This window comes from Collinsella aerofaciens (assembly GCF_015670795.1).
GTDB lineage: Bacteria > Actinomycetota > Coriobacteriia > Coriobacteriales > Coriobacteriaceae > Collinsella > Collinsella aerofaciens_Q.
Genome location: NZ_JADPCJ010000059.1, coordinates 1 through 1802, shown reverse-complemented (window position 1 = coordinate 1802; position 1802 = coordinate 1). Strand labels below are relative to the sequence as shown.

The window sequence follows — 1802 nt, the reverse complement described above, 5'->3', positions numbered from 1 at the left end:
TCTGTTTGCTTCATGGAGCAGTTTTTTCCGCACCATCAGAGCGGCAAACATGAGTGCTTTTATAAGTTTAGAGAATTGAGAAAAGCTCATTTCCTATAGTTAACAGGACATGCCTTTGATATGAAAAAAAATACTACGAACTACGATTTTACCAAGAAAGATGTAAGAGACAAGTGAACAGTGAACAGTGATAGTGGGGACATTTTTTTTTTTTAAGTAAATGGCAGTTTCTAGGGAATGATGATGGCAAGTTCCAGAGAGGCAGCGTAAAAGGATGAGGCTACTGGGAAGAAGAAAGAGGAAAAGTGCAAGATGAATAGCCAGTGCAATATATATACATGTATACTTAACAGATATGGAATGGTTGGCGAAGTAAATTTTTGGCGACGCGGTATGCGGAGTTGTAAGATGTACTACGATCGTATAGTGTACTGCGGCAAAATGTTAGTGCAGGAAAGCGGGAAGGAAAAAGAAGCAACTAAACGAGGGTGTAGAAAAAGACGAAGAGGAAAGGATTAACCGTAGAAGAGAGGGAAATGGAGGGAAGAGAACAAAACCGGAGTGTTTTTTTTTTTTTTGTAGGAATATCGGAGGAGAATATTGTTTGTACATATCAAGTAGTAGCAACCCAATGAGCATAATGGAGTGCTTAACTCTTCAGAAGAAGAGTGCAGCTGGATAGTGCGAATTTTTCTGAATCGAATGGTAGGTTAGTTATGGGATTTAGCATAGGAAGCCAAGAAACTAGAAAAAAAAAAAAAAAAAAAAAAAAAAAAAAAAAGAAATAAAGATTGCAGCACCTGAGTTTCGCGTATGGTCACCCACTACACTACTCGGTCAGGCTCTTACCAGCTTAACTACAGTTGATCGGACGGGAAACGGTGCTTTCTGGTAGATATGGCCGCAACCGATAGTTTAACGGAAACGCAGGTGATATGAGGGCAGGGTCCAGACATGTTCAGTAGGTGGGAGTGAGAGGTGTTATGGGTGGAGGACAATTTTTATTATATTTCATCTAATAGCAATAGGATATGAGAGGTGAAAAAGCAAAAGCAATAGTGCATTGTGATGTGGAGAATAAGGTGCATACGATGAAAAAGGTGATTTGTCATTTACAAGAGGTAGGTCGAAACAGAACATGAAAGTTGGTCGGTAGGTGGCATGCAGAGGTAGTTTCAAGGTGACAGGTTATGAAGATATGGTGCAAAAGACAAATGGATGGTGGCAGGCATAGTAAAATGATGGTGTGGAAGACATAGATGGTATTTGTTTTGCATTTACGGCACCGGATGCGGGCGATAATGACGGGAAGAGATTTAGTATGTGGGACAGAATTTCGGCGGCAGTATTGAGACCATGAGAGTAGCAAACGTAAGTCTAAAGGTTGTTTTATAGTAGTTAGGATGTAGGAAATGTATTCCGATAGGCCATTTTACATTTGGAGGGACGGTTGAAAGTGGACAGAGGAAAAGGTGCGGAAATGGCTGATTTTGATTGTTTATGTTTTGTGTGATAATTTTACATTTTTGCATAGTATTAGGTAGTTAGATGAAAGATGAATAGACATAGGAGTAAGAAAACATAGAATAGTTACCATTATTGGTAGGAGTGTGGTGGGGTGGTATAGTCCGCATTGGGATGTTACTTTCCTGTTATGGCATGGATTTCCCTTTAGGGTCTCTGAAGCGTATTTCCGTCACCGAAAAAGGCAGAAAAAGGGAAACTGAAGGGAGGATCATCGTATGAGCAACACGCCCGTTGCGTCTAACAAAAAGCGGCTCATGATTACGCTGCCGACCGAG

Annotated in this window: 1 rRNA gene; it reads right to left on the bottom strand. The window is 40.6% G+C overall.

The annotated features are described in order from the left end of the window. Window positions 1–788: 788 nt before the first annotated feature. A 5S ribosomal RNA gene (gene rrf, locus I4W09_RS10735) occupies window positions 789–909 on the bottom strand. Window positions 910–1802: the final 893 nt, after the last annotated feature.